This is a genomic window from Streptomyces sp. NBC_00358, from assembly GCF_036099295.1.
Lineage (GTDB): Bacteria > Actinomycetota > Actinomycetes > Streptomycetales > Streptomycetaceae > Streptomyces.
In genome coordinates, this window is the sequence record NZ_CP107976.1 from 8,367,118 (window position 1) to 8,390,723 (window position 23,606).

Annotated in this window: 18 protein-coding genes; 12 read left to right on the plus strand and 6 right to left on the minus strand. The window is 71.8% G+C overall.

From position 1 onward, the window contains the following. Positions 1–112 precede the first annotated feature (112 nt). Positions 113–1,672 (minus strand): glycoside hydrolase family 76 protein, encoded by a 1,560-nt coding sequence (locus OHT01_RS35770; protein WP_443043489.1) that lies wholly within the window; start codon positions 1,670–1,672, stop codon positions 113–115. 478 nt (positions 1,673–2,150) lie between these two features. Here OHT01_RS35770 and OHT01_RS35775 point away from each other — a divergent pair, with 478 nt between their 5' ends. Beyond that, positions 2,151–3,008, plus strand: a complete 858-nt coding sequence (locus OHT01_RS35775; protein WP_328557256.1) for a GNAT family N-acetyltransferase — start codon at positions 2,151–2,153, stop codon at positions 3,006–3,008. A 58-nt stretch (positions 3,009–3,066) separates the two neighbouring features. On the opposite strand, the gene OHT01_RS35780 is transcribed toward OHT01_RS35775, so the two are convergent. Then, entirely contained in the window at positions 3,067–3,819 is a 753-nt protein-coding gene (locus tag OHT01_RS35780) for an MBL fold metallo-hydrolase (protein ID WP_328557257.1), read from the minus strand. A gap of 335 nt (positions 3,820–4,154) precedes the next feature. On the opposite strand from OHT01_RS35780, the gene OHT01_RS35785 reads away from it, so the two are divergent. After that, positions 4,155–6,161, plus strand: a complete 2,007-nt coding sequence (locus OHT01_RS35785) for an RICIN domain-containing protein (RefSeq protein WP_328557258.1) — start codon at positions 4,155–4,157, stop codon at positions 6,159–6,161. Positions 6,162–6,555: 394 nt separating this feature from the next. Beyond that, positions 6,556–8,658, plus strand: coding sequence for an elongation factor G (gene fusA / locus OHT01_RS35790; RefSeq protein ID WP_328557259.1), 2,103 nt, complete (start codon positions 6,556–6,558; stop codon positions 8,656–8,658). Between the two features lie 56 nt (positions 8,659–8,714). Here fusA and OHT01_RS35795 read toward each other — a convergent pair whose 3' ends face one another. Continuing rightward, positions 8,715–9,140, minus strand: coding sequence for a cupin domain-containing protein (locus tag OHT01_RS35795; RefSeq protein WP_328557260.1), 426 nt, complete (start codon positions 9,138–9,140; stop codon positions 8,715–8,717). Between the two features lie 339 nt (positions 9,141–9,479). Here OHT01_RS35795 and OHT01_RS35800 point away from each other — a divergent pair, with 339 nt between their 5' ends. From OHT01_RS35800 to OHT01_RS35835, 8 genes are all read left to right on the plus strand, one after another. Further along, on the plus strand, positions 9,480–10,130 hold the full coding sequence (locus OHT01_RS35800; RefSeq protein WP_328557261.1) for a GntR family transcriptional regulator: 651 nt from the start codon (positions 9,480–9,482) through the stop codon (positions 10,128–10,130). A 75-nt stretch (positions 10,131–10,205) separates the two neighbouring features. Then, on the plus strand, positions 10,206–10,994 hold the full coding sequence (locus OHT01_RS35805) for a PIG-L deacetylase family protein (protein ID WP_328557262.1): 789 nt from the start codon (positions 10,206–10,208) through the stop codon (positions 10,992–10,994). Next, positions 10,991–11,701: a 4-carboxy-4-hydroxy-2-oxoadipate aldolase/oxaloacetate decarboxylase gene (locus tag OHT01_RS35810; protein ID WP_328557263.1), complete on the plus strand. Its 711-nt coding sequence runs from the start codon at positions 10,991–10,993 to the stop codon at positions 11,699–11,701. The genes OHT01_RS35805 and OHT01_RS35810 overlap by 4 nt, the downstream gene beginning before the upstream one ends. 23 nt (positions 11,702–11,724) lie before the next feature. Continuing rightward, positions 11,725–12,783 (plus strand): 4-oxalomesaconate tautomerase, encoded by a 1,059-nt coding sequence (locus OHT01_RS35815; protein WP_443043563.1) that lies wholly within the window; start codon positions 11,725–11,727, stop codon positions 12,781–12,783. A gap of 9 nt (positions 12,784–12,792) precedes the next feature. Next, positions 12,793–13,743 carry a catechol 2,3-dioxygenase gene (locus OHT01_RS35820; protein ID WP_328557265.1) on the plus strand — a complete coding sequence of 317 codons (951 nt, stop codon included), beginning with the start codon at positions 12,793–12,795 and terminating at the stop codon, positions 13,741–13,743. A gap of 300 nt (positions 13,744–14,043) precedes the next feature. Continuing rightward, positions 14,044–15,372 carry an MFS transporter gene (locus OHT01_RS35825; RefSeq protein WP_328557266.1) on the plus strand — a complete coding sequence of 443 codons (1,329 nt, stop codon included), beginning with the start codon at positions 14,044–14,046 and terminating at the stop codon, positions 15,370–15,372. A 223-nt stretch (positions 15,373–15,595) separates the two neighbouring features. Continuing rightward, complete coding sequence (locus OHT01_RS35830; RefSeq protein ID WP_328557267.1) at positions 15,596–16,372, plus strand: GNAT family N-acetyltransferase; 777 nt, start codon at positions 15,596–15,598, stop codon at positions 16,370–16,372. A 70-nt stretch (positions 16,373–16,442) separates the two neighbouring features. Next, positions 16,443–17,354: an NAD-dependent epimerase/dehydratase family protein gene (locus tag OHT01_RS35835; RefSeq protein ID WP_328557268.1), complete on the plus strand. Its 912-nt coding sequence runs from the start codon at positions 16,443–16,445 to the stop codon at positions 17,352–17,354. On the opposite strand, the gene OHT01_RS35840 is transcribed toward OHT01_RS35835, so the two are convergent. Both OHT01_RS35840 and OHT01_RS35845 read right to left on the minus strand, forming a co-directional pair. Then, positions 17,338–18,258: a GNAT family N-acetyltransferase gene (locus OHT01_RS35840; protein ID WP_328557269.1), complete on the minus strand. Its 921-nt coding sequence runs from the start codon at positions 18,256–18,258 to the stop codon at positions 17,338–17,340. The genes OHT01_RS35835 and OHT01_RS35840 overlap by 17 nt on opposite strands. A 474-nt stretch (positions 18,259–18,732) precedes the next feature. Next, entirely contained in the window at positions 18,733–18,996 is a 264-nt protein-coding gene (locus OHT01_RS35845) for a GlsB/YeaQ/YmgE family stress response membrane protein (RefSeq protein ID WP_328557270.1), read from the minus strand. A 229-nt stretch (positions 18,997–19,225) separates the two neighbouring features. On the opposite strand from OHT01_RS35845, the gene OHT01_RS35850 reads away from it, so the two are divergent. Next, the gene (locus OHT01_RS35850; protein ID WP_328557271.1) at positions 19,226–20,674 is read left to right on the plus strand and encodes a hydrolase; all 1,449 of its coding nucleotides are present in this window, start codon (positions 19,226–19,228) and stop codon (positions 20,672–20,674) included. A gap of 70 nt (positions 20,675–20,744) precedes the next feature. On the opposite strand, the gene OHT01_RS35855 is transcribed toward OHT01_RS35850, so the two are convergent. Further along, positions 20,745–23,471, minus strand: a complete 2,727-nt coding sequence (locus tag OHT01_RS35855) for a glycoside hydrolase family 2 protein (RefSeq protein ID WP_328557272.1) — start codon at positions 23,469–23,471, stop codon at positions 20,745–20,747. Positions 23,472–23,606: the final 135 nt, after the last annotated feature.

Below are 23,606 nucleotides of genomic sequence, written 5' to 3' on the forward strand. Positions count from 1 at the left end.
GTCGCGGTCAAGGACCGGAGGCTCCATCGGACGGGTGACCGGTGGAGCCTCCTCCATGACGTCCCGCCGTCTCCGCCTTCCCCGGTTCCCCGCGGTACTGGCGCGGGGAGCCTCAGGGCGCGGCGTCGAGCAGGTCGAGCGCGCTCTGCTGCCGGGCCGCGTCCGCGCGGTCCAGGGGCCCAGGCCAGCGCAGACCGTACTGGTCGAGCGCGTTGCGGTCCCCGCTGTGGGCGGCGTCGGCCTGCCGTCCCAGATAGGCCGAGTAGGGATGGTCGGGCAGCGCGGCGTTCAGCCGGCCGAGACCGCGCACATGGGCCCCCTTGAACGACGGGCCGTCGGCCCCGCAGTCGCCGCTCTCGCACGGGTCCCGCAGAATCCCGGCGGCCGTGTTGAGCGCAGCGGACGTGGTCGCCGCGTCGGCGATCTGCCGCGCCGAGTCGAGCTGTCCGCTGTCGCCGGTCGCCCGGTCGAGTTCGGTGAGCGCGCCGAGGAGCACGCCCTGGTTGTACGACCACACCGTGCCGCCGTTGTTCCGGCACGTCGACAGGTCGATGCCGTCGTTCACCAGGTGCGAGGAGTTCACCATGCCCGTCGAGCGGAACCAGGACCAGCCGGCCAGGGCCCGCGAGAGGTAGGCGCTGTCACCGGGAACCCGGTTGTGCAGAGCCGCGTTGAGCTGGATGTACAGCGAGTTGGCGATCGCGTTCTTGTAGGTCTTCGCGGTGCTCCACCACACCCCGCCACCGCAGGTCGTGTCCCAGTACGCCGCCATGTGATCGGCGTCGGCGCGCGCGGTGCTCAGATAGCGGCTGTCGCCGGTCAGGTCGTACGCGGCCACCCAGGCGAGTCCCCACCAGCCGGTGTCGTCGAGGTAGTCGTTACGGAACTGCCCTCCCTGCGCGGTGAGTTGACGGTTGTAGGTGTTGGCTATCGCGTACTTGTAACTGCCCATGCCGGTCACCCGGATGTTGTCGATCAGCGCTGTGAGCGCGTTCGCGGAGTTCCACCAGCCGGTCGTGGCGAAGAGCCCCGTGGAGTTGTCGTAGAACATCATCTGGGCCGTCGCGGCGGCCGTGCGCCGCTCACCCGCGTTCCACGTCGTCCGGGCCCAGGCGGTGCACGCGATGTCGGTGCGGTCCCCGGCCTTGCCGCAGGCGCGCAGCGCGCCGACACCGAGGTTTCCCCAGTCGTCCACGTTGTACATGAGGGTGCGCCGGCCGCGCTGACCCGAGGGTACGGAGGTGTCCCCGAGCCGGCTGCCCGAGCTCCAGGTGCGTCCGCCGTCGAAGGACCGGTCCAGCCACACCTCGTCGCCGGGGCTGCCGTTGTCGAGCGAGGCCCAGCCCATCGCGTCCGCGTCGTCGAAGTGCAGGGTGATGGCGCGGGAGAAGACCGTGGAGGAGACCGGGGTGCGGTCCTGCGGAGCGAGGGCGGGGTCACGGGCGTCGCAGTACTTGTTGCAGACGGACGCGGCGGCGGACGCGGAGGCGGCGGGGGCGCCGGACGGCATGGCGCCGGACGGCATGGCGCCGGACAGGGCGGGGCCCGGCGGGACCGCGGCCGGGGCGAGGGGCCGGGCCCCGGCGACGGGTGCGGGGAGCGCGAGTGCGGCGGTGAGCGCCAGGAGGACCGGAACAGCCCTGCGCAGACCGTGGGACAACGTTGTCTTCATGGTCGACCTCTGTTCGGGGAGAGGGTCGGTGGGGGACCGGGAAAGGGGGCGGCGTGCCTCGGTGAGGGGACCGGAGCGGGTCGGTGGGGGGACTGAGAGCGCTCCCGGAAGTTAGTCGCGTGATGGGTTCGCGTCAATGAAGGCGGGGCGCCGCGGGCGCGCGCCCGGAGGTGAGGCCCGGATGCGGCGCGGAGGTGAGGCCCGGATGCGCGGCGCGGAGCGCGGCGTCGCGTCGGGTGCGTGTCCCGGAGTGGCCGAATCCCTTCCCGTGCGCGGTGCTTGTCGCTGCCGTCGGCGCGGGGATCGGGAAGGATGTGGTGCGTACGGCCGGTCGGCGCACCCCGCGATCCCTCATCGACCGGCACGCCCCGCGACCGGTCCGCGAGCGGCACGCCCCGCGACCGGTCCGCGAGCGGCGCACCCCGCGACCGGTCCGCGGCCGGCGCACCCCCTGACCCGCAAGCATTGGAGCGCCCCCATGACCTCTCCGGGACCCGACGGCCTCGTCGTCGGCCACGCCACGCTCGACGACTGGAAGGTGGTCGGCGGCTGGGCGGCCGGCGAGGGATGGAATCCCGGGCTCGCCGACGCCGAGAGCTTCTTCGCTCAGGATCCCGGGGGCTTCTTCCTGGGTCGCGTCGGCGGGGAGCCGGTCTCGGCCATCTCGGTGGTCAACTACGGCGCCGACTACGCCTTCCTGGGCTTCTACCTCGTACGCCCGGATCTGCGCGGCAACGGCTACGGCGTCGCCACCTGGGAGACGGCCCTCGCCCACGCGGGTGACCGGACCGTCGGCCTCGACGGAGTGGTCGCCCAGCAGGACAACTACCGCAAGTCGGGCTTCGAACTCGCCTACCGGACCGTCCGGTTCACCGGGGTGGCCCCCGTCGGGGAGGAACCCTCGGGAGTGCGGGCGGCCGAGGCCGCGGACCGCGCGGCGATCGCGGCGTACGACAGCGCCTGCCACCCCGCCGACCGGCCGGCGTTCCTGGAGTCCTGGCTGGCCTCGCCCGGACACCGCACCTTCGTCCGGCGCGCCGACGACGGGCACTTGAGCGGGTACGCCGTGCTGCGTCCGGCGCGTGACTCCCTGCGCGTCGGGCCCCTGTTCGCCGACACCGCCGACGACGCCCGCGCGCTGTTCGCCGCGCTCGCCGCGGACGCGGGCGGCAGGGCGCTCGCCATCGATGTTCCCGAGACGAACGCGGCGGCCGTCTCCCTCGTCGAGAAGCTCGGCCTGACGCCCTCCTTCGAGACGGCCCGGATGTACACCGGGCCGGTCAGGGCGTTCGCGGGGGAGCGGGTCCACGGGGTCACCACGCTCGAACTCGGGTAGTTCGGGTAGCTCGGGAGGTTCGGGTGGTCCGGTCGGCGGTCTCGGCGGCCGGACCCCGTCAGCCGGCGGCCAGTTCCCGGGCGCGCTGAGCCGCCTCGCGCACCGAGGCCCGGTGCACGGGTCCGTGTCCGGGCAGCAGTGTGTCGGCGGCGAGCGCCTCGATGCGTTCGAGTGAGGCGAGTGCCCCGGCGCGCTCGGTGTCGAACATCTCGGGCAGCAGTTGCGGACCTCGTATGCGCGAGGTGGGGTGGCCGCTCACCAGGGCGTCACCGGAGATGAGCACACCGGCGTCCGGCAGGTGGTAGACGCAGTGACCGGGTGTGTGGCCGGGGGTGTGGACCGGGACCGGCCGGCCGGGCAGATCGAGCGGACCCTCGTGCGGGAAGGCCTCGGGCTTCGTCATGGCCACGTCCGCCGTGCCGCCGGAGCGGATGGCGTGCACGGCCCAGGGCAGCACTCCGGGACGCCATGCCTGCCGCATCACCTGGCCGATGCTCACCTGGTGGAGGAACTCACGGCGCGCGTGCGGCACTTCGGTCTCGTGCAGTTGGACCGGGGTGCCGTAGGTGCCGTTCAGGAACTCGGCGGATCCGAGGTGGTCGCTGTGCGCGTGGGTGATGAGCACGGCGGTCACAGCCTCGGGCGCGTGGCCGAGGGTCCTCAGTGACGCCAGGAGTTGCTCGCGGTCGCCGGGATACCCCGTGTCGATCAGGGTGACCGAGTCGCCCTCGGACAGCACCACCCAGTTCGTGTTGCTGCCGTGCACCAGATGAACTCCGGCGGCTGCCTCGACGATCGCTTCCTCGCGCATGACCATCCCGACCTTGGACAACTGCTGGCCCCCTGGACCCTGACAGGGCGAAAGATATCGCGAGCGCCCGCCCGGCCGCGTACCGCCGTCGCGGCCCGGACCGTTCGCGCACCCCCGGTCCGGTCGCGCGACGGCCCCGGCGCGGTTGCTTCCGCGACGCCGCGAACGGGCCCGTCCTCGGCCCCGCGCGCCCGCGCCGCCGGCGGAGGACGGCCCGGCGGTGAACGGCCTTTTGCCTCAAGGGACTTGACGCGGTCCGGCCAAGGCGCTGCCATATGGCGAGTCGCGTTGACTTTTGTTCGACTCTGCGAACAAACCCCTCAAGGGAGAGCCGCATGTCCCCTCTTTCGAACATGATGAGTCTGTTACGTCTCCTCAGACGCGCGGGCGTCCATGGCGCCGTCCTGCTCCTCGCCGCCGCCGCGCTGACCGGACTCGGCCAGTCGGCCGCGCCGCTCGCGGCCGAACCCGCCGCGGTCGCCACCAGCCAGGCCGCGGTCGCTCCGGCCCCGATGGGCTGGGCTTCGTGGAACAGCTTCGCCAGTGCCATCGACTACGCCACCATCAAGGCCCAGGCGGACGCCCTCGTCTCCTCCGGCATGGCGGCCGCCGGATACAAGTACGTCAACATCGACGAGGGCTGGTGGCAGGGCGCCCGTGACAGCAGTGGCAACATCAGCGTCGACACCGCGCAGTGGCCGGGCGGCATGAAGGCCATCGCCGACTACATCCACGGCAAGGGTCTCAAGGCCGGGATCTACACCGACGCGGGGAAGAACGGCTGCGGCTACTACTATCCGACCCCCTCCACGACACCCGCCACCCCCGGCACCGGTCTTGAGGGCCACAACCAGCAGGATCTCCAGACCTTCCAGAACTGGGGCTTCGACTTCGTCAAGGTCGACTGGTGCGGCGGGGACGCCGAGGGCCTCGACCAGGAGACGACGTACAAGGCGATCCGGGACGCGAACAGCGCCGCCGCCGCGGTCACCGGACACCCGCTCGTCCTGTCGCTGTGCGAGTGGGGCACCGGCAATCCGTGGAACTGGGCCGCCGGCACGGGTGACCTGTGGCGCACCAGCACGGACATCGTCTACTGGCCCGACAACCCCTCGATGTCGAGCGTCCTCGCGAACTTCGACAAGTCGCTGCACCCCGCCGCCCAGCACACCGGCTTCTACAACGACCCCGACATGATGACCGTCGGCATGGCGGGCCTGAGCGCCGCCCAGAACCGAACCCACATGGGGCTGTGGGCCATCTCCGGCGCACCGCTGCTCGCGGGCGACAACCTCGCCACCATGAGCGCGTCGACCGCCTCGATCCTCACCAACTCCGAGGCCATCGCCGTCGACCAGGATCCGCGCGGGCTCCAGGGCGTGAAGGTCGCCGAGGACACGACGGGACTTCAGGTCTACAGCAAGGTCCTCGCCGGTACCGGCAAGCGCGCGGTCCTGCTACTCAACCGCACGACCGCGGCGGCCGACATCACCGCCCGCTGGGCGGACATGGGCCTGACCACGGCCTCCGCCACGGTCCGCAACGTATGGACCGCCACCAACGCCGGTTCCTACACGACGAGTTACACCACGAGCGTGCCCGCGGGCGAGGCCGTGCTGCTCACCGTCGGCGGCACCGAGGGCTCCGGGACGACGTACGAGGACACCACCTCGGCCACGACACCGACCTTCACCGGTGTCGTCGCGACGGCCGCCGGCACGAAGCTCGTCGACATCAGCTACGCCAACGCCGGCTCCACGGCCCGCCGGGCGACCCTCCAGGTCGACGGTCAGTACGCGCAGACCCTGGCCTTCCCGCCCACCGGGTCGGCGAGCACGTACCGCACCGTCTCCGTCCTCGCCTCGCTGGCCAAGGGCTCCAACACGCTCGCCTTCGCGGCCTCGGGCACCGCGCCCGACATCGACGCGGTCGCGGTCCGCGCCGTACCGGGAACCAACGGCACCGCGATCGTCGGCACCGGGTCCGGGCGCTGCCTCGACTTCTTCAGGAGCGCCATCGCCAACAACACCCAGGCCGAACTCTGGGACTGCGGCGGAGGCCAGAACCAGACGTTCACCGCCACCTCGCGCGGCGAACTCGTCGTCTACGGCAACAAGTGCCTGGACGCCTACAACAGCGGGACCGCGAACGGCACTCGGGTCGTCCTGTGGGACTGCAACGGCGGCACCAACCAGAAGTGGACCGTCAACTCCGACGGAACCGTCACCAACAACGTCTCCGGCCTGTGCCTGGACGCCTCGGGCAACGGCACGGCGAACGGGACGTCGATCGTCCTGTGGTCGTGCAACGGGGGAACCAACCAGCGGTGGAGCCGCAACTGAGCCGGCACACCGCACCCGCGCACCGGACCGCTCACGGAAAACCCGGTGCCGAGCCCCGGCCCGGTTCCCTAGACTCGCCACGGAATCACACGCCGCCACTTCAGGCGCCGCGTGTGCCGTGACCAACGAGGGGAGCCGGGCCGTGCGTTACCGCACCGCTGTCGTCGTTCCCCGGTCGCAGTACGAGGTGATCCTCGTGTCTCCGCGGGCCCGGTACCGGCTGCGCGGCCGGAACCGGACACCCGCGACGACTCTCTGACCTCCGCCCGCGCCGTGGCGACCGCATGCCGGCCGCCGCGCCCTGCCCGCCGGAGGTCCGCCACCGCCCGAACTCGGGTGTGTCGTCCGGGAATCGCGCCGACCCGAATCCGGATCGTCCGAAAGGCCCTGGGCCGTGCGTACCGACCTGCACCGTCACCTCACCGACCCCGTCACCGACCCCCTCGCCGTCGTCCGCAACCTGGGCATCCTCGCCCATGTCGACGCGGGGAAGACCACCGTCACCGAACGGATCCTCTATGCCACCGGCACCACCCATAAACGGGGCGAGGTCCACGACGGCACCACCGTCACCGACTTCGACCCCCAGGAACGCGCCCGCGGCATCACCATCTTCGCCGCGGCCGTCAGCTGCGCCTGGGACGGCCACCGGATCAACCTGATCGACACCCCGGGCCACGTCGACTTCTCCGACGAGGTGGAGCGCTCGCTCCGTGTCCTCGACGGCGCCGTCGCCGTGTTCGACGCCGTGGCGGGCGTGGAACCGCAGAGCGAGTCGGTGTGGCGGCGCGCCGACCGGCACGGTGTCCCGCGCATCGCCTTCGTGAACAAGCTCGACCGGGCCGGCGCCGACCTCGACACCGCGGTCGACTCGATCCGGGAACGGCTCCATCCGGCCCCGCTGGTCGTCCAGTTGCCGATCGGCACGGAGGACGCCTTCACGGGTGTCGTCGACCTGCTCCGGATGCGCGCGCTGGTGTGGGCCGACGGAGCCGCGTCGGCCGAGGACGTCCCGGTGCCTCCGGACCTGCTGGAAGAGGCCCGACGGCGGCGCAGGCTGCTGGAGGAGGCGGTGGCGGAGCTGCACCCGACGGCCCTGGAGGAGTTCTGCGCCCGGTCCACCCTCTCGGCGCGGACCCTTTCGGCCGCACTCCGCGACCTGACCCGTACCGGCGAGGGCGTGGTGGTGCTGTGCGGCTCGGCCTACCGCAACCGCGGTATCGAACCGCTGCTGGAGGCCGTGGTGGCCTACCTGCCCTCGCCGCTCGACGTGCCCGCCGTGCGCGGCACGCACGGCGGCGCGGAGCAGGTACGGCCGACGGATCCCCAAGCCCCGTTCGCGGGGCTGGTGTTCAAGGTGAACGCCACCGCCACCGGACGGCTGACGTATCTGCGGGTCTACGCGGGCACGGTGGAGAAGGGACAGGCGGTGCTGGACGTGGGCACGGGACGCACCGAGCGGATCGGCCGGATCCTCCGCGTCCGGGCCGACCGCCACGCGGAGCTGGAGCGCGCGGTGGCCGGTGACATCGTCGCCGTGATCGGGCCGAAGTCCGCCCGGGCCGGCGCGACCCTGGCCGCGCCCGCGGCGCCGTTGCTCCTCGAACCGCCGGTCGTCGCCGATCCGGTGGTGTCCGTGGCGGTCGAGGCGCGCACCGGCACCGAGACCGAGCGCCTGGTGTCCGCGCTGGCGCGGCTGGCCGAGGAGGACCCCTCGCTGGTCGTCCGTACCGATCCCGAGACCGGGCAGACGGTCCTGTCGGGCATGGGAGAACTGCATCTGGAGGTGGCGGTGGAGAAGATCCGGCGCGTCCACGGGCTCGACGTCGGTGTCGGGCGGCCGAGGGTCGCCCATCGCGAGACGGTGGCCCGCGGTGTGTCCGGTCTGGTGTACCGGCATGTCAAACAGGACGGGGGGGCTGGGCAGTTCGCCCATGTCGTCCTCGACGTGGAGCCGCTGGGGGCCGACCCGGGCGGCGTCGAGGGAAGCCCGGTGGGCTTCGAGTTCCGTTCGACGGTCGTCGGCGGCCGGGTCCCGCAGGAGTACGTCCGTGCTGTGGAGGCGGGCTGCCGGGACGCGCTCGCCGAGGGTCCCCTCGGCGGCCACCCGGTGACCGGGCTCCGCGTCACCCTCACGGACGGTGCGACCCATGCGAAGGACTCCTCGGAGATGGCGTTCCGCGCGGCCGGCCGGTTCGGGCTGCGTGAGGCGCTGCGCGCCAGTGCGATGCTCCTGCTGGAACCGGTGGCCGAGGTCACCGTCACGGTGCCGCAGGACGCGGTGGGCGGGGTGCTCGGCGACCTCGCGGCCCGGCGCGGCCGGGTCTCCGGTTCGCTCACCCGGGTGGGCGCGTCGGTGATCACCGCAACCGTGCCGCTGGCCGAACTCTTCGGCTACGCGACCCGGTTGAGGAGCCGGACCCAGGGCCGGGGCGTCTTCACGACGCGTCCCACCGGCCTGGCCCCGGCGCCCTCGCAAGGGACACCGGCCCGGTAACCGCGCGCGGTCCCACGTCTGACGACGGCCCCGCCCCGACAAGGGCGGGGCCGTCCTCACGGCGGGTGGGCCTGCGCTGCTTCCCCCGCACAAGGGCCGTGCGGCAGTACGTAGAGGACGTCCAGGACCAGCGGCTTCTTGCCGAGATTGCGTCCGATGTGGACGTTGGCGGGGCCGGGCGGCTCGGTGAGGGAGTCGCCCGCCCGGTAGAGGCCGTCCTCGGCGCACGACGAGGCGAAGTGGCTGAGGGTGCCCTGCTCGACGTATCCGTAGAGCGGGCCGTCGTGATAGTGCCAGCCGGTCGCCTGGCCGGGCGGGATGGTGATCTCCCGGAGTATGTAGTCCGTGCCGCCGACGGTGGTCTGCGAGACGACCGTGCCGCTGACCCCGGGGCCGGGAGGTGTGGCGTGAGCGGGAACGGCGACGAGGGCCAGGCACAGGGCGGCGATTCCTGCCGCCCCGGTACGGAGCGAAGCGCGCATGCGGGAAGTCCCTTCGGTCGACGGTGAGTCGACGGTGAGTCGGCGGTCGCGCTGGGAGCGTGACGACCTCGCGCCCCGGGAGCCCCGGAGTCCGGGTGGAAGGCGGGCGGGGCGGGGGGCCGACCCCGGCCCGTCGGGCGGTGGCGGTCGAGGTTCATGGTGGGGCCGCCACCCGCGCACCACAAGCGCTGACGGCGGACGACCGGTACGTCTGCCGGGCCGGCATCGGGGTGCGGGAGGGCAGGGCCGGACGCATGTCGGCAACATGCCGAACAAAATTGTTGACAATCTTGTTGGTCTAGATTTACGTTCGACAGGCACTCACTCAGGGAGGGCGCAATGCAGACGGAAGCCCGTCCAGGCACCGGAGAGCAGGCCAAGCAGCACGCGTTGGTGCAGCTGCGGCAGGCGATTCTGCGCGGAGAGATGGCACCGGCCCAGCGGCTGGTGGAGAACGAACTCGCCGAGCAGTTCGGTGTCACCCGGGCCAGCGCCCGCGCGGCGCTGATCGAGCTGGAATCGGAGGGTCTGGTCGAGCGGATCCGCAACCGCGGATCACGGGTGCGGGTGGTGACCGTGGAGGAAGCGGTGGCCATCACCGAGTGCCGTATGGCGCTCGAAGGTCTCTGCGCCGCGAAGGCGGCCACCCTGGCATCCGACGACCAGCTCGCCGAACTGACCCGTCTGGGCGCCGCCATGGTCAAGGCGGTCGCCGACGGCGAACCGGTGACGTACTCCGAGCTCAACCATGAAGTGCACGCCCGGATCAGGGAGTTCTCCGGCCAGCAGACGGCCGTGGGACTCCTGGAGCGGCTCAACGCCCAACTGGTGCGCCACCGGTTCCAGTTGGCGCTGCGACCCGGCCGTGCGCAGCAGTCCCTGAGTGAACACCTGGCCATGATCGAGGCGATCGAGGCCAGGGACCCGCAGGCGGCCGAAGCGGCCGTCCGCGCTCACCTCGGCAGTGTGATCGAAGCGCTGCGCGACTGACGTGCCGCGTGGCGACGCGCGGCACGGCGGACATCCGAGGCGGGCGCCCACCTGTCCACCAAGGAGATTGCTGCAATGACGCACGGCAACGCGCCCGCCGCCCCCGACCCCTCGGCCCCACCGGAGAAGGGGGGACGCCCGGCACGGTCGACACTGGTCGTCACCGCGCACGCCGGGGACTTCGTGTGGCGGGCCGGGGGAGCCATCGCCCTGGCCGCCTCCCGGGGGGAGAAGGTCACCGTCGCGTGCCTGACCTTCGGCGAGCGCGGCGAGTCCGCCAAGGCCTGGCGCGAGGGCAGGACGCTCGAAGAGATCAAGGCGATACGCCGGGAGGAGGCCGAGAAGGCCGCCGCCACCCTCGGCGCCGAGGTCCGCTTCTTCGACGCCGGCGACTACCCGCTGACGGCCACCGCCGAGCTCACCGACCGGCTGGTGGCGGTCTACCGCGAGACCCAGCCGGACGTCGTGCTCACCCACCCGGCCGAGGACCCGTACAACGGCGACCACCCGGCCGCCCACCGTATGGCGCTGGAGGCCCGGATCCTCGCCCAGGCCATCGGCTACCCCGGCGAGGGCGAGATCATCGGCGCCCCGCCCGTCTTCTACTTCGAGCCCCACCAGCCCGAGATGAGCGGCTTCAAGCCCCAGGTGCTCCTCGACATCAGCGAGGTGTGGGAGACCAAGCGCAAGGCGATGGAATGCCTCGGCGCCCAGCAGCACCTGTGGGACTACTACACCGACCTCGCCGTACGCCGCGGGGTCCAGCTCAAGCGCAACGCCGGCCCCAACCTGGGCCTGGCGCACAAGACCATGGCCGAGGCGTACATGCGTCCCTACCCGCAGATCGCCAAGGAGCTGGCATGAGCGGCGTGATCGTCACCGGCCCGCCGAAGGCGGACGCGAAGGACGTCGAGGCGATCGCCGGACACGGCACCGCGACCGTGCACGAGGCCATGGGCCGTACCGGCCTGCTCGGGACCCGTCTGCGCCCCATCCAGCAGGGCGTCCGCGTCGCGGGCACCGCCGTCACCGTGCTGTCCTGGCCGGGAGACAACCTCATGATTCACGCCGCCGTCGAGCAGTGCGGCGAGGGCGACCTCCTGGTCGTCACCACCACCTCGCCCTCCACGGACGGCATGTTCGGCGAACTGTTCGCCACCGCGCTCCAGCGGCGGGGCGTGCGCGGACTGGTCATCAACGCCGGCATCCGGGACACCGCGGAACTGCGCGGGATGGGCTTTCCCGCCTGGTCCGCCGCCGTCAGCCCGCAGGGCACCGTGAAGGCGACCGGCGGCTCCGTGAACGTCCCGGTGGTCCTCGGCGGCCAGATCGTCCGGCCCGGCGACGTGATCCTCGCCGACGACGACGGCGTGGTGTGCGTGCCCCGCGAGGACGCCCGCGAGGTCGCCGAGGCCTCCGAGGCCCGTGAGCGGAAGGAGGCGCTGGCCCGTGCCGCCTTCCTCGAAGGCGAACTCGGCCTGGACCGCTACGGGTTGCGCGAGACCCTGGTGCGACTGGGCGTGACGTACACGACGTACGACGAGTACGCCGGGGGCGGAGCCGCGCCGTGAGCGGGCCCGGGGAGGTGCGCTGCATGCTGCTGCGCGGCGGCACCTCCAAGGGCGCCTACTTCCTGGCCGGGGACCTGCCCGCCGACCCGGCCGAACGCGACGACCTGCTGCTGCGCGTGATGGGCAGCCCCGACCCGCGCCAGATCGACGGACTGGGCGGCGCGCACCCGCTGACCAGCAAGGTGGCCGTGGTCTCGGCCTCCGCCGACCCCGCCGCGGACGTCGACTACCTGTTCCTCCAGGTCGCCGTCGACCGGGCGGAGGTGTCGGACCGTCAGAACTGCGGCAACATCCTCGCCGGAGTCGGCCCGTTCGCCGTCGAACGCGGACTCGTCGAACCGGGGGAGGGCCGTACGTCGGTACGCATCCGCATGGTCAACTCGGGGGACCTCGCCCACGCGAGCTTCCCCACCGAGGGCGGGCGCGTGGTCTACGAGGGCTCCGCCGAGATCTCCGGAGTGCCGGGGACCGCGGCGCCCGTGGTGATCGAATTCCCGCGGGGGAGCGCCCCGTTGCTGCCCACCGGCCACGCCCGCGACCTCGTCGCCGGCACTCCGGTGACCTGCGTGGACAACGGCATGCCGACGGTGCTCATCGCCGCTTCCTCGCTGGGTGTCACCGGATACGAGGACCCCAAGGACCTGGAGGCGGATCAGGTACTGGTCGGCCGGCTCCGCGAGATCCGCCTGGAGGCAGGCAAGTTGATGGGTCTCGGGGACGTCGGGAGCGCCACCGTTCCCAAGCTGACCCTGCTCGCCCCACCCCGCGCCGGCGGAGCCGTCATGACCCGCACCTTCATCCCGGTTCGCTGCCACACCTCCATCGGGGTCCTCGGCGCCGCGAGCGTCGCCGCCGGGCTTCGGGTGGAGGGCGGCGTCGGGCACGCCGTGGCACGTCCGCCGGAACGGGGCGACCGACTGCGTATCGAACACCCCACCGGATTCCTCGACATCGAAGCCGGTGTCGAGTACGGCCCGGGAGACACCGCACCCGTGGCCCGGCGCACCGCCGTGGTCCGCACCGCACGCAAGCTCTTCGACGGCACGGTCTTCCCCCGGCCGGCCGGAGCCGCACAAAACTGAGGAGGCCCCATGGCCCCGCCGCTCGGCGACATCGCCCACCTCGGGCACGTCGAACTGCTCACCCCCGACCTGGACGCCAGCGTCCGGTTCTTCACGGACTACCTCGGCCTGACCGAGAACGGCCGCTCCGGAGACTCCGTCTACCTGCGGACCTGGGACGACTACGAGCACCACAGCCTGACCCTGACCGCCCACACGACCTCGGGCATCCGCCGCACCGCTCTGCGCGCCTCCAGCGAGGAGGCCCTCCAGCGCCGGGTGAAGGAGATCGGGAGCGCCGGCCGCGAGGGCCGCTGGGTGAACGACGAGCCCGGCCTCGGCCCGCTCTACGTCACCACCGACCCCGACGGCCACGAACTCGCCCTGTACTGGGAGAGCGAGTGGTACCGGGCGCCCGACCACCTGAAGCCCGGCCTGAAGAACCAGCCGCAGGCCAAGCCCGGCCACGGGGTCGGCGTACGACGCCTCGACCACGTGAACTACCTGGCCTCCGACGTCGCCGCCAACGGAGACTTCGTCCGCGACGCGCTCGGGGCCCGCCCGACCGAGCAGATCCAGCTCGACAGCGGCCGGATCGCCGCCCAGTGGCTGACCTTCAGCAACAAGTCGTACGACGTCGTCTACACGGAGGACTGGACGGGTTCGAGCGGACGCCTGCACCACATCGCCTTCGCCACGGACACCCGCGAGGACATCCTGCGCGCCGCCGATCTCGCCATCGACACGGGTGTGTTCATCGAGACGGGCCCGCACAAGCACGCCATCCAGCAGACGTTCTTCCTCTACGTCTACGAACCGGGCGGTAACCGCATCGAGTTGTGCAACCCGCTCACCCGCCTCGTCCTGGCCCCCGACTGGCCGCTCGTCACCTGGACCGAGAACGAGCGGAAGAAGGGCCAGGCCTGGGGTCTGAAGACCATCGAGTCCTTCCACACGCACGGCACACCGCCCATCGGCTGACCGGCCTCCGGCGGCTTCCTGTCGGACGGTCAACTGAGCGACCGGATCAAGCCAGTACATACGCGCGGGCGGCATGGGGCGTGTGCCGCCCGCGTGCGCTTTCACCTGGCTTTCAGCTGCCTGTGCGACGGTCTCGGACGGTGGCCTGATTGATTCCAGGATTGTTGACAAAAGCGTTGACACTCTGGGAGCTCACTCCTTAGCGTCTGTCGCACAATCGGGTCAGCCGCACGAGCCGCGTCGACCCGCACCCCCGATCCCCTTCCAGGGCCCACGCCTCCTGGACGAGAGGAAACAACGATGTCCTCCTCCCTCGCCCTGCCCGCTCGCGGCGGCAGCAGACTGGCCGCGCTGGTCGTCGGCCTCTGCTGGCTGGTCGTCCTCTTCGACGGCCTCGACATGTTCATCTACGGCTCCGTGCTGCCGCACATGCTGGAGACGAAGGCCCTCGGTATCGACCCCGGCAAGGCCGGCGACGTCGGCTCCTACGCCACCTTCGGCATGCTGATCGGCGCCCTGTCCTCGGGCACCGTCAGCGACTGGGTCGGCCGCAAGAAGACGATCATCGCCTCGACCGCCGTGTTCTCGCTGGCCTCCGCGGTCTGCGCCTCGGCCTCCACCCTGGACGTCTTCAGCCTCGGCCGCTTCCTGGCGGGCCTCGGCCTCGGCGGCCTGCTGCCGAGCGCGATCACCATGGCCACCGAGTACGCCCCGAAGGGCCGCCGAGCCCTGATCGTGGGCTCCCTGATGACCGCTCACCAGGCCGGTGGCATCGTCGCCGGATTCGTGGCGCTCGGGACGGGCGACTGGCGGGTCTCGTTCTGGATCTGCGTGATACCGCTGTTCATCGGGGTGCCGCTGGCGGCCGTGTACCTGCCCGAGTCGATGTCCTTCCTCCAGGCCAAGGGCCGCACCGACGAGGCCCGCGCGCTCGCCGACCGCCACGGAGTCGACCTGGCCGCCCGTGCCGGGGAGCGGCAGGCCGCGGCGGACCGCTTCGCAGCCGTCGCCGCCCTGTTCCGCGGCGGCCGCTGGGCCCAGACCCTGCTCTTCTGGATCGCCTCCTTCGGCGGTCTCCTGCTCGTCTACGGCGTCTCGCAGTGGCTGCCCTCGCTGATGAAGGCCAACGGCTACAACCTCGGGTCCTCGATCGGCTTCGTGATCGTCATCAACCTCGGCGGCATCGTCGGCATGCTGATCGGCGGCCGCCTCACCGACAAGTTCGGGGGCTCGCTGATCTCCGCGATCTGGTTCGGCGCCACCGCCGTCGGGATCTACTCCCTCAGCTTCAGGATGGCGCTGCCCCTCACCTACACCGTCGTCTTCCTGACCGGACTCTTCCTCTTCTCGGCCCAGGCCATGATCTACGCGACGGTGGCGCACCGCTCCGAGGACGACAACCGCGCCACCGCGGTCGGCTGGACCTCCGGCATGGGACGCTTCGGCGCCGTCTTCGGCCCCTGGCTCGGCGGCCGGCTGCTCGCCACCGGCTCGACCACCGCGGGCTTCACCGCCTTCGCCCTGGCGGGCGTCTTCTCCCTGGTGTTCGTCAGCCTGACCGGCCTGCGCCGGGTCCGGTCGACGCCCCCGAGCTCCGTGCGGCAGCAGGAGCTGGCCGCCACCGGCTGATCCGGCCGACGTGGAACCGGCGTCCGGGCGGGGCCTGACGAAGGGCCCGCCCGGACGCCCTCGTGCCGGGGCGCGACTGCGGGGAACGGCCACCTGCGGCCCGGCCCTCCGCGGCGGCCGAGCCGAACCTCCTTCCCCCACACGCCTCACCAGGTCCTTCCCGACCACCCGTGGGCCACATATTCCCGTTGCCCCGTTCGTCCCGGGATGCTGGAGTGAGCCCATGGACCACGTTGCGGTACTCGCCCTGTTCGACCGGGACATGCGGGAAGGCGCCCGGCCCGACGCACCCGGCGCCCGGGTCGAGCGCGACGGCGGGGTGGTGCGCCAGGTCGGCGCGGACAAGGGCTGGAACGGGGTGATCTGGTCCGACCTGGACGAGACGAACGCCGACGCGGCCATCGCCCGGCAGGTGCGCTTCTTCTCCGGGCTCGGGGGCGGGTTCGAGTGGAAGCTGTACGGGCACGACCGGCCGGAGGACCTGGGACAGCGGCTTCGGGCGGCCGGCTTCGTCGCCGAGCCCGAGGAGACACTGATGATCGCCGAGCTCGGCGATCTGGCCCTCGACGTCGAACCGCCCGAGGGCGTACGGCTGCTGCCGGTCACCGACCGTGCGGGCGTCGACCTCGTGGCCGCCGTCCACGAGCAGGCCTTCGGCGGGGACAGCACCCTCCTGCGCCACCAACTGCTCGCCCAGCTCACGGGCGCCACGGACACGGTCGTGGCCGTCGTGGCACTCGCCGGCGACGTCCCCGTCAGCGCGGCCCGTATGGAACTCCTGCCAGGGGCACGGTTCGCCGGACTGTGGGGCGGCGGCACCGTGCAGGCCTGGCGGGGCCGCGGCATCTACCGCGCCCTCGTCGCGCACCGCGCCCGGGTCGCGGCGGCCCGCGGGTACCGCTACGTCCAGGTCGACGCCTCCAGCCAGAGCCGCCCCGTCCTCGCCCGGCTGGGCTTCCAGCCGCTCACCACGACCACGCCGTACGTGTACGAAGCATGACGCCGGCCGCCGCCCGGGGGAGCGGCCGGGCCGATGTCACATCCGCGCCTCCGCGATCCGTCGCATCGGTATGACCACGAACCAGAGCATTCTCCTGGCCGGTGCGAGCGGGGTCCTCGGCCGGCACATCACCCGGGCCCTCACCGAGGCGGGCCACCGAGTCGCCGGCCTCGGCCGCGGCCCCGCCAACGACGTCCGGGCCGACCTCATGGACCGCGACGCGCTGCTACGGGCCGTCGACGGCCGGCACTACGACACCGTCGTGCTGGCCGCGACCGCCCTGCGCAAGGCGCCCCTGCGGCACCGCGACATGCACGCGACCGACGACTTGCGCGTCGACGGCACCGCCCACCTGATCGAGGCCGCGCGAGCAACCGGCGCACGCCGGCTCGTCGCCGAGTCGATGGTCTTCGGATACGGATACGGCGACCACGGCGACCGGGCCGTCACCGAGTCCGACACGTTCGGTCCGCAAGGGACCACGCTCCAACTGGAACGGCACATCGCGGCCATGCGCGTCAAGGAGCGACTGGTCTTCGAGGCCGCCGGTCTGGAGGGCATCGCGCTGCGCTTCGGCCTCTTCTACGGCGCGGGTGGCACCGACGCCCTGCTGCCCCTGCTGCGCGGGAGGAGGCTCCCCGTGGCCGAGGACCACGGCCGGGTCCTGCCCTGGGTCGACCTCGCGGACGCGGCAAGCGCGGTGGCCGCCGCCGTGGAACACGGGCGCCCGGGGGAGGCGTACAACGTCGCCGACCGTACGCCGCTGGGGTTCGCCGCCCATGTCCGGGCCGTGGCCGAGGAGTTCGGCCTCCCGAGGCCGATGACCGTGCCGCTGTGGATGATGGGGCCCATGACGTACGCGCACGCCGTGATGCGGACGACCCTGCGGGTGTCCTCGGCCAAGGCGGAGCGGGAACTGGGCTGGACGCCCGCGCACGCGTCCGCCTACGACGGTCTGGCCGCGCTCAAGGCCTCTGCCTGACGCCGAAGGCGACTCCCGTCGGTCGGAGGTCCAGCCGGTACTCCAGCTCCCGGTGGGTGGGCCGGTAGCCCAGTGCGTCGTTGATGCCGATCATGGGCGCGTTGCTGTCGGCCGTGTCGGTCAGCAGGCCGGTCAGGTCCGGGTGGCGCAGGCGGGCCAGGCGGATCGACTCCGCCTTCATCCAGAGCCCGAGGCCGTGGCCCCGGTGCTCGGGCAGGACGCCGGTTCCGTAGTGCTGGGCGTCGCCCCGGCCGTCGCCCGGGACGACGAGTTCCGAGAAGCCGACGATGGATCCGTCCGAGCGGTCCACCACCGCCACCGTCTGGAGCGCGTCGCCCCGTTCGAGCACGACCTCGGCCACCGCCACGACCCGCTCGACGTCCCAGACGTCGATCCCGTGGTCGCTGCCCTCCATCGGCATGTCGTCCATGGCCCGCCGGGAGTCGGCGTAGGAGTGCGCCGGCCCGGGCGGCACGACGCCGTCCCAGTGTGTCAACTCGTAGCCCGGGTGCGGGCGTTCGACGATTTCGGTGATGGGCCGGAGGTCCAGTTCCGGCAGCGCGAGGCGTGCGAACGTCAGGGCCAGCGCCTGGTGGAACCCGCGCGCCGCGAGGAACCCGTCGCCGGGAGAGCCCGCCGTGACCGGGCAGACCAGTGACCGCCGTTCGTCGCGCCGCGCGGCGGCCACCGCGGCGTCCAGGAGAGCGCCGCCCACCCCCGCGCGCCGTTCGGCGGGGTGCACGGCGATCTCCAGCCCGGCGCGGTGATCCCTGCCCTCCTCGGTGGACAGCCGGAGGAACGCCGAGCCCACCGGGACCCCTTCGGCATCCGAGGCCAGCCAGGCCAGACGCCGGCTCGACGAGGTGGACTCGGGGTCGGTCAACGGCGTGATGCGTGGCGGCAAGGTCTCTCCGTGGCGTCGGGCGGGCGGGTGCGAAGCCCGCAGACCGTAGCCGCGCGGACACGCGCCCCGCAACGCAATTCGGCGGCGCCACCACGGGCCCTCCGGTACTCCGCACCAGGTCGCCCCGGACCGGCCTGCTGAGCCCCGACCCCTGAGCCCAGCCTGCTCAGCCCGAACCGACGAGCCCCGAGCCGACGAGCCCGAGCCGATGAGCCCCGAGCCGACGAGCCTGGGGAGATGAGCCCAGGCTGCTCAGCCCGAGCCGATGAGCCCGAGCTGATCAGCGTCGGCGATCAGTCCCCGTGCGTTCAGCACCGGGTTGCTGAGGGCCCGTTCAGCGGCGGCCGTTCAGCGTCCGCCGCTCGGCCTCGGCTGTGCAGCGCGGGCCGCTCAGCGTCCGCCGCTCGGCGCAGGCCGACTGAAGCCCCGCCGCTCGGCGTCGACCGCTCCGCGTCGGTCGCCGGCGCCCACCGCTCAGTGCCGCCCCCTCGCCCGGTCCAGTGCCGCGACGCCCAGTGCGGCCAGGCCGATCTGGATGAGCCATTCGATCCAGTCGACGCCCTTGGTGTCGGCGACGCCGAACGCGGCGGCGACCCCCGACCCGATGAACGCGGCCACGATGCCGACCGCGATCGTCCACAGGATGCCGATGCGCTGGCGTCCGGGTACGGCGAGCCGGCCCAGTACACCGATGATGATGCCGATGAGGATGGCACTGATGATGCCCGAGATCTCCATCTCCGCCCCTCTTGGTCGGTCCCCCGATGGTATGTATCTGCCCGCAACGGGCCGAGCCAGTCCGCCCCCGGACCCGCACCCGTGACGAACACCTCCGGGCCCTGTGCAGCCGCCAGTTGGTCATGTACCGTTCAATGATCTGTCGCGTGGAGGACGGCCAACTTCCGTTCTACGCGCGCAGACTCAGCGCCCGTACTGCCTCTCCCCACCCCTGACGGAGGTTCGCCGGATGCTCGGATTCAGGAAGTCGCGCCACAGACTCACCACGGCGCTGGCCGTGTTCGGTCTGCTCATCACGGGAGCCGCCGTTCAGGCGGCCACCGTCGTCCCCGCCCACGCGGCCACCCCCCACCGCGTCCTGTTCGACAACGGCCACGCCGAGACCGCGGGCAACGCCGACTGGATCATCTCCACCAGCCAGCCCGACCCGCTCGGCCAGAACTCCAGCCCGACCTCGGAGACTTCCTGGACGGGCGCACTGTCCTCGTGGGGCGTTGCCCTGCAGAAGACCGGCAACTACAGCCTCAAGACGCTGCCTTCGGGCTCCAGCCTCACCTACGGCGGCAGCGCCGCGACCGATCTCGCGAACTTCGACGAGCTGGTGCTGCCCGAGCCCAACACGCTGTTCACCACCGCCGAGAAGACCGCCATCATGACGTTCGTCAAGAACGGCGGCGGCCTCTTCATGATCTCCGACCACACCGGCGCCGACCGCAACAGCGACGGCTACGACGCGGTCGAGATCTTCAACGACCTGATGGCCAACAACAGCGTCGACAGCACCGACCCGTTCGGCTTCTCCATCGACACGCTGGACGTCGGCTCCGACTACCCGAGCGCCATCAGTGACAGCACCAACGCGGTCCTGCACGGCTCGTTCGGCACCGTCACCAAGAGCCTGATCGCGGACGGGACCACGGCCACGCTCAAGCCGGCGGACAACTCGGCCGTCAAGGGCCTGCTCTACCGGACCGGTTACTCCGGGAACACCGGCGCCTTCTTCGCGACCAGCACCTTCGGCAGCGGCAAGGTCGCCTTCTGGGGCGACAGTTCACCGATGGACGACGGGACCGGCCAGTCCGGCAACACCCTGTACGACGGCTGGAACGACACCGGCGCGACCAACGCGGCGCTCGCCCTCAACGCCACCGACTGGCTCGCGGGCACGACCAGCAGCGGTGGTGGTGGCGGTGGCACCGGAACCTGCACGGCAGCCCAGTTGCTCGCCAACCCCGGCTTCGAGTCCGGCAGCACGTCCTGGACCGGCACGAGCGGTGTGATCACCACCAGCTCCAGCGAGGCGGCGCGCACCGGTTCCTACAAGGCGTGGCTCAACGGCTACGGCTCGGCCAACACGGACACGCTCTCCCAGGCCGTGACCATCCCCTCGGGATGCTCGGCCACCCTGAGCTTCTATCTGCACGTGGACACGGCCGAGACGTCCACGAGCACCGCGTACGACACCCTCAAGGCGCAGGTCGTCAACAGCAGCGGCACCGTGCTGTCCACCCTGGCGACGTACTCGAACCTGAACGCGGCCTCCGGGTACACGCAGCGCACCTTCAGCCTCGGCACCACCTATGCCGGGCAGACCGTCACGATCAAGTTCACCGGCGTCGAGGGCTCCACGCTCCAGACGTCGTTCGTCCTCGACGACACCGCGCTCAACGTGAGCTGAGCACGGGCCGGACGAGGGGCGGGCCCGAACCGGGTCCGCCCCTCGCGCCGTTCCACCGGGCCGGACGGGCCTACCGGGCCCGGACCGTCCGCTCCGGCGTGTTCCACCCGGAGATCCGTACCGCGGGCCGGGCCCCGTGCAGATCGGCCGTCCGGCAGGTCGCCGTCAGCGTCACCGACTCGCCCGGCCACAGGCTCACCTGGTTGTCGGACCACCGCACCGGCAGCACCGGCCTGCCCTCGGTGTCCACGAGATGCGCGTCGGTGAGGAGCGAGGGCGTCCTCCCGTGCCCCTCGTTCCGCAGGGTGACCTTCGTCGTGGAGGTCCCGCCGGGACCGGACGAGGTCGACACCGAGGCCGAAACCGGCACCCTCGCCATGGAGTTGAGCCCCTTGAGGTCCGCGTAACCCGTCGTCGGCGTGTAGTACCAGTCGGTGTTCGCCCAGTCGATGGTGTCCGGCCGCGTCGACAGCCAGTACACGTTGCGGCTGACCTCCCTGCCCCCGGCGTCGCGCAGGACCAGCCGCGCGAGATACGTCGTCGAGAGCCCGCTCACCGAGGACGGCACCGTGAACACCCTGCCGCGCGCCCCGTCGCCGCGCACGGTGACACCGGTCGCCGTCCGGTCGTACCGCTGTGTGCCGTCGGTGTCGAACAGCGTGACACGCGCGGTGAGGCCGGACGCGGACGCGTGCCGGCTGTTCACGACGACGACGGAGCGGTCGTCGTACGAATACTGGATGTGCAGGGGCTCGTTGGCCTTCTTCGCCCCGAAGTAGGCCCCGCCCTGGTCGAGGTAACGGTCCATCAACTGCCAGTGCAGCGAGGTCCATCCGCTGTTGAGCATCCAGTGGACGACCCCGGTCGAAGGCTTCGAGGCGTCGGTGGCGTTGCGCCCGTACGCCTCGAACTGCGCCCGCACGTTCTCGTACTGGGCGAGCTGCGCCTTGCGTACGTAGTCGGTGAGACCGGTCGGCGCACCGTAGCGGCCGGCCAGGGCGGCGTCGTAGATCTTGAGAGTGCCGAAGACCGGGGACGGCGAGCGGTGGTACTGCTTGGCGCCCGGGTTCTTCCAGAGGGTGTCCAGTTCGGCGGGTGACATCATGCGGCGCAGGGTGTCCAGGGTGGGGATGTCGGGGCCCGCGCCGGTCTCGGAGTTGAAGCCGGTGGCGCCGCCCTCACGCTTGGCGTACCAGTAGCCCGGCGGGATCCAGTCGTAGGGGCCGGTCATCTTCATGCCCGAACGGCCGGAGACGGGCGAGGAATTGTCGGACGCGGCGGCCACCACCGGGTCCGGCCAGTCGGCCGCCTTCAGGGCGTCGAGGTACGTCTTCTCGATCCTGGCGTCCGGCGCGAAGTCGCTGCCGATGAGGAAGGAGACGACGCTCGGGTGGTCGCGCAGCCGGGCGGCCTCGGCGGCCATCGAGGCCCGGGCGACCGGATAGTCGGCGGCGGTCCACTTGTCGCCGGTCTCCGTGCCGTTGACCTGTCCTTCCCACTTGTCGCAGCATTCCCAGCCGGGGAGGGTGAGGATGCCGTAGCGGTCGGCGAGGTCGAAGAACTCGTCCGGTTCGATGTGCCCTTCGAGACGGATGGTGTTGAGGCCCAGGTCGAGGGCGTACCTGAGCCGGTCCTCGACGTACCCGCGGTCCCAGCGCAGGAACTCGTCCGGGGACCAGCCGCCGCCCTTGATGAGCAGCCTGCGGCCGTTGACGCTGTACTGCCGGGCGCCGTCATGGTTCAGGGGCGCCTTCACCTCACGGACGCCGAAGTCCTCGTGCGCGGTGTCGGAGACGGCGCCGGCGACGGAGGCGGTCAGCCGGAGGCCGTACAGCGGCTGCCCGCCCATGCCCGCGGGCCACCACACCCGCGGAGACCTCAGGTGGAGCCCGGGGACGTCGGCCCGCGAGAAGACGACCGTCCTCGTCTCGTGAGCCGCGAGCGGGACGGTCTTCGAGAACGGCACCGAGCCGATGCGGCCCGAGACCGTGGCGGTGACGGCCGAGCCGGTCTCGTTGCGCGCCCGTGCCTTGACCGTGAGGTCGGCGGACCGGAGCGAGGGGACGTCCAGGCGGGTCAGCACATGCGCGTCGCGCAGCGCGACCGGGCCGCCGCGGCGGACGAGGACGTCGCGGACGATTCCCATGTTCTGGTCGGGCGGCGGCTGGAGCCAGTCGATCCAGCCCATGGTCAGGTTCTTGTTCGGGTCGTTGGGCCGGATACGGAAGGCGACGGTGTTGGTGCCCGCGCGCACCAGCGAGGTGATGTCCAGCTCGTGGTGCGTGTAGGCGCCGGCCACCTCGGCGGCGTCGGCGACCCGGCGGCCGTTGACGTAGACGTCGGCGGCCGAGATCACCCCGCTGAAGTCGAGGTGGCTGCGCTCGGAGGTGTCGGCGACCGTGAAGTCCGAGCGGTACCACCAGGGCACGGTGAAGTCGGCCTTCGGGATCTTCCGCAGGTTGTCCGAGTAGAACGGATCCGCGTACCGGCCGTTCGCGAGCAGTGCCGCGAGGACCGTGGAACGGGAGCCGGCCGGGTACCAGCCGTTCGCCCGGTAGCCGGGGCTGGAGACGGCGGACGCCGGGTCGGTCACCTTGGCGCTGGACTGGATCGCGTACCCCGACAGTGCCGTGGCGCTGCCGGCGGCGGAGGCCACCGGTGTGACGCGGACATGGGGCGCGACGGCCGTCCGGGGACCGGGCCCCTCGGCCCAGGCGCTCGCCGAGAGGGTGCACAGCAGGCCCAGGGCGACGGCGGCCGTGGCGAGGCGCCGTCTGGACACAGGGCGGTGGAACACGGTGATCTCTCCTTTGGGGGTGGGGGAGCATCCGCGCTACGGCACTGCAAGTTAGGAAACTTTACTAACTGGTCGCCCAAGCTAGGCCGCTGAGTAAGCCATGTCAATCACCGGCGGGCCGCACCGTTCCGTCAC

What these genes read in the sequence shown, in the direction of transcription:
- OHT01_RS35770 (WP_443043489.1), bottom strand. Translation starts at nt 1,672, where the DNA reads ATGAAGACAACGTTGTCCCACGGTCTGCGCAGGGCTGTTCCGGTCCTC.
- OHT01_RS35775 (WP_328557256.1), top strand. Translation starts at nt 2,151, where the DNA reads ATGACCTCTCCGGGACCCGACGGCCTCGTCGTCGGCCACGCCACGCTC.
- OHT01_RS35780 (WP_328557257.1), bottom strand. Translation starts at nt 3,819, where the DNA reads ATGCGCGAGGAAGCGATCGTCGAGGCAGCCGCCGGAGTTCATCTGGTG.
- OHT01_RS35785 (WP_328557258.1), top strand. Translation starts at nt 4,155, where the DNA reads ATGTCCCCTCTTTCGAACATGATGAGTCTGTTACGTCTCCTCAGACGC.
- OHT01_RS35795 (WP_328557260.1), bottom strand. Translation starts at nt 9,140, where the DNA reads ATGCGCGCTTCGCTCCGTACCGGGGCGGCAGGAATCGCCGCCCTGTGC.
- OHT01_RS35800 (WP_328557261.1), top strand. Translation starts at nt 9,480, where the DNA reads ATGCAGACGGAAGCCCGTCCAGGCACCGGAGAGCAGGCCAAGCAGCAC.
- OHT01_RS35805 (WP_328557262.1), top strand. Translation starts at nt 10,206, where the DNA reads ATGACGCACGGCAACGCGCCCGCCGCCCCCGACCCCTCGGCCCCACCG.
- OHT01_RS35810 (WP_328557263.1), top strand. Translation starts at nt 10,991, where the DNA reads ATGAGCGGCGTGATCGTCACCGGCCCGCCGAAGGCGGACGCGAAGGAC.
- OHT01_RS35815 (WP_443043563.1), top strand. Translation starts at nt 11,725, where the DNA reads ATGCTGCTGCGCGGCGGCACCTCCAAGGGCGCCTACTTCCTGGCCGGG.
- OHT01_RS35820 (WP_328557265.1), top strand. Translation starts at nt 12,793, where the DNA reads ATGGCCCCGCCGCTCGGCGACATCGCCCACCTCGGGCACGTCGAACTG.
- OHT01_RS35825 (WP_328557266.1), top strand. Translation starts at nt 14,044, where the DNA reads ATGTCCTCCTCCCTCGCCCTGCCCGCTCGCGGCGGCAGCAGACTGGCC.
- OHT01_RS35830 (WP_328557267.1), top strand. Translation starts at nt 15,596, where the DNA reads ATGGACCACGTTGCGGTACTCGCCCTGTTCGACCGGGACATGCGGGAA.
- OHT01_RS35835 (WP_328557268.1), top strand. Translation starts at nt 16,443, where the DNA reads ATGACCACGAACCAGAGCATTCTCCTGGCCGGTGCGAGCGGGGTCCTC.
- OHT01_RS35845 (WP_328557270.1), bottom strand. Translation starts at nt 18,996, where the DNA reads ATGGAGATCTCGGGCATCATCAGTGCCATCCTCATCGGCATCATCATC.
- OHT01_RS35850 (WP_328557271.1), top strand. Translation starts at nt 19,226, where the DNA reads ATGCTCGGATTCAGGAAGTCGCGCCACAGACTCACCACGGCGCTGGCC.